Origin of the sequence: uncultured Campylobacter sp. (assembly GCF_938030815.1) — a bacterium.
In the GTDB taxonomy this organism is placed as follows: Bacteria; Campylobacterota; Campylobacteria; order Campylobacterales; family Campylobacteraceae; genus Campylobacter_B.
On record NZ_CALHII010000028.1, the window covers coordinates 1 to 3,449 of the forward strand.

The window sequence follows — 3,449 nt, forward strand, 5'->3', positions numbered from 1 at the left end:
CCTCCGCACCGTAATCACGAAAGGAAACACTAATGAGCAAAAAAGTCAGCATCTTATCGGCGAGCGGATCGATGATGGCGCCAAGCCTCGTTTTTTGGTTCCAAGAGCGCGCGATGTACCCATCGAAAAAGTCCGTGACGGAGGCGATGACGAAGACGAGTGCGGCAAAATAATCGATCCAGCTTACATGCACTGAGCCTACCATGCCGCCGTTTGCATGGCCTGCTAGTAAGATCAGCCAGAAAAACAGCGGCGCCAGCGCAACGCGAAAGCTCGCTAAAATATTGGGTAAATTTAGCATTATTTAAAGGTCGTTCCGCCGTCGACGATGAAGGTGTGCCCCGTCACCCAGCTAGCCTTGCTCGAGCATAGAAATAAACATGCTCCCGCCAAATCCTCCGGCTGTCCCATGCGTCCTAGCGGGCTAAGTTCGGCGGTTTTATCGCGTACCTCTTCGTAGTTTGTAAAAGCTCGCAGTGCGTCCGTCTCGATCGGACCGCCGCTTACTACGTTTACGCGTATATTTTTCTCTCCTAGCTCGGTCGCGGCGTAGCGCGCCATCGCTTCAACCGCGGCTTTTGCCGTGCCGTGACCCGCGTAGTTTTCGATATAGACTAAATTTCCCGTGGAGCTAAGCGAGATGATCGAGCCGCCGCCTACCGCCTCCATGCGTTTTGCGGCTTCTTGTGCGCCCACGACGAAGGCATTTACGGTCGCGGTAAAGATATTGTTGATGCCGCGCGGCTTTAGCCTCATAAATTTAGTGTATCCGCCCGCGACCGCGCGACCCGAGATGATGGCGTTTGAGATGAAAAAATCCACTCGCGCAAAATCCTCGTCAATCTTGGCAAAGAGCTCCTTATAGGTCTCGGGCTCTAAGATATTGAGCGCATAAGCGCGCGCCTTGATGCCGTAAGCCTTCTCAAGATCGGCTGCTTGCGAAGTCGCTAGCTCCTCGTTGGAATTATACGTAAAAGCGATATTTGCCCCTGCAGCTGCGAATTCCAAAACTATCGCCCTGCCTATGCCTCTCGTGCCGCCGCTGATAACTAGCGTTTTTCCTTTAAATTCGTTCGTCAATTAAAATCCTTTGATAGTGTATTGTTTCATTACGTTTTCTATTTTTTTGAGGTTTTCCGCGCTCGGCTCGCAAAGCGGCAAGCGGTACTCCAAACTCGGCGCGAGGCCCGCGATATACATCGCCGCCTTGATCGGGATCGGATTGCTCTCGCAGAATAAAATTTTATTGATCGCGTAGAGATCGTCGTTGATCTGCTTGGCTTTTAAAAACTCATTTTGCAGCGCAAATTTCGTTAGTCTCGCCGTGTAATCGGGAAGTAAATTTGCCGTAACGGAGATCACTCCCTTGCCGCCGTTACTTAGGATCGGATAGTTGATCGCATCCTCACCGCTAAGCACGCTAAGGCGCGGCTCGTGCGCGAGCAGATCGACGCATTTATCGATGCTGCCGCTGGCTTCTTTGACGCCGTAGATGTTCTCGCAGTCGTTAAAAAGCTTGATGATCGTATCTGCGGCTATGTCGCAGCCGGTGCGACCGGGGACGTTATATAGTAGCACCGGCAGATCTACCGAGCTCGCGATCGCCTTGTAGTGCAGATAGAGTCCCTTTTGGGTGGGTTTGTTGTAGTAGGGCGCTACGGATAAAATTCCGTCCGCGCCGTGAGCCTGCGCAAACTGCGCGAGCCCGATCGCTTCGTGAGTTGCGTTGCTGCCCGCGCCCGCTAGTACCTTAACGTCCGTGCCCTTGCACGCATCTACGGCGATCTCGATACAGACGCGATGCTCGTCGTGCGTCAGCGTCGCACTCTCGCCCGTGGTACCGACGGGCACGACCGCGCTTATGCCGTTTGCGATCTGTCTTTTAATAAGCTTGGCGTAGGTCTGCTCGTCCAGTTTGCCCTCTTTAAAAGGCGTGATCAGCGCCGTCATAGAGCCGATTATGACATTTTTATTCATCGTTTTCCTTTCGTAAGATAATGCTCGTGGAATTTTTAAGGCTTAGATAGGTTTTCATCGCTTTTTTAACCGCGTTTTTATCTAGACTTTTGATTTCACGCTCCAGCCTAAATAGCGCGTCCAGATCGCCGCGGACGATGTAGCTGCCGTACATCTGCGCTACCTTGCTAGCGCTGTCGAGGGAGTAGATCAGATCGCTACTTAGGGTGTTTTTGATCTTTAGCATATCATCATCGCTTATTTTAGCTTTTTTGGCTTTTTCGATCAGCGCTAAAATTTCACTCCTCAGCGCCTCGCCGCTTACGCCCTGGTTGCAAACGGCAAAGACTATAAATAAATTCTCGTCCTTGGCGCTCATATCGTAGATGTTGATCTGATTGGCGAGCTTTTTCTCATCGACCAGCACGCGCTGCAAAAGCGAGCTCTTGCCGCCGCTAAGATATATATCCATCGCTTTGATCGCCGCGGCGTCAGGATGGTTAAACGACGGAATTTTAAAGGCGACCGCAACGATCTGCGCCTCGCTGTTTTTGTAAATAATGCTAAGCTTCTCGCCGTCTTGCGCGGGCTCCGTGCAGTGAAGGCGCGGAATTTCGCTTTTGTTTTTTACGGGCGCGAAGTATTTTTTGGCCGCATCAAACGCCGCCTTTTCGCCGATGTCGCCGGTGATCAGCAGCACGGCGTTTTGCGGCTGATAAAATTTAGCGTGAAATTCCTTGATATCTTTGATGCTCCAGTTTTCGATATCCTTGCGAAAGCCGATCGGCGTCCAGTGATACGGGTGATACAAAAACGCGGCGTTGTAGAGCCTGAAAAATAGGTATCCGAACGGATCGTTATCGGTGCGCCACAGCCGCTCCTCGAGCACGACCTTGCGCTCGGGCTGAAATTCTTTGTCTTTGAGGCTTAGGTTTTGCATTATGTCGGCGTAAAGATCCAAGCAGACCTCTAAATTTGAGCTCGCGCACTTGATGAAATAGTGCGTGTAATCAAAGCCCGTGCTTGCGTTATTTACGCCGCCAAAGCCCTTTACGATCGCGTCGAACTCGCCCGCCTTGCGATTTTTCGTGGATTTAAAATTTAGATGCTCCAGCATGTGCGCGATGCCGCTTTTGCCCATCGTCTCGTCGCGCGAGCCGACGTTGTAAAACACGTCCACGCTGATGACGCCGCTGCCTTTATTCATCGGGATGTGATAAATTTGAAGTCCGTTTTGCAGCGTGATTTTCTTAAATTTCGGAAACATTAATCTTTTTTCGCCTTTCGTTTTTTGCTTGAGTTTTGCTCTGCGTTTTGGGTACCGCTCGCTTTTTTGGCCTCTTTAAGCTCTTTGGTCTCTTTGGCCTCGGCATTTTTAGTTTTGGCGCCGCTTTGCTTTGCGTTTTTGCTCTTTGAGCTTTTGCTTTCCGCACTATTTTTTAGTGCGGCTTTAGTTTTAGAATTTTTGCTTCACTTGTAACTTTTCCAAGTAA

Annotated in this window: 4 protein-coding genes; all 4 read right to left on the reverse strand. The window is 50.6% G+C overall.

What is annotated here, in order from left to right; translation table 11 throughout:
- Positions 1 to 304 (reverse strand): CDP-alcohol phosphatidyltransferase family protein (locus Q0277_RS00755; protein ID WP_297994529.1); only part of this gene is annotated, 304 nt, incomplete at its 3' end.
- Positions 301 to 1,080: an enoyl-ACP reductase gene (locus tag Q0277_RS00760; protein ID WP_291937459.1), complete on the reverse strand. Its 780-nt coding sequence runs from the start codon at positions 1,078 to 1,080 to the stop codon at positions 301 to 303. The genes Q0277_RS00760 and Q0277_RS00755, both read right to left, overlap by 4 nt.
- Positions 1,081 to 1,977, reverse strand: coding sequence for a 4-hydroxy-tetrahydrodipicolinate synthase (gene dapA / locus Q0277_RS00765; RefSeq protein ID WP_297946499.1), 897 nt, complete (start codon positions 1,975 to 1,977; stop codon positions 1,081 to 1,083).
- A complete protein-coding gene (locus Q0277_RS00770) occupies positions 1,970 to 3,223 on the reverse strand; it encodes a pitrilysin family protein (RefSeq protein WP_297994527.1) in 1,254 nt (417 codons plus the stop codon). The genes dapA and Q0277_RS00770 overlap by 8 nt, the downstream gene beginning before the upstream one ends.
- Positions 3,224 to 3,449: the final 226 nt, after the last annotated feature.

What these genes read in the sequence shown, in the direction of transcription:
- dapA (WP_297946499.1), bottom strand. Translation starts at nt 1,977, where the DNA reads ATGAATAAAAATGTCATAATCGGCTCTATGACGGCGCTGATCACGCCT.
- Q0277_RS00770 (WP_297994527.1), bottom strand. Translation starts at nt 3,223, where the DNA reads ATGTTTCCGAAATTTAAGAAAATCACGCTGCAAAACGGACTTCAAATT.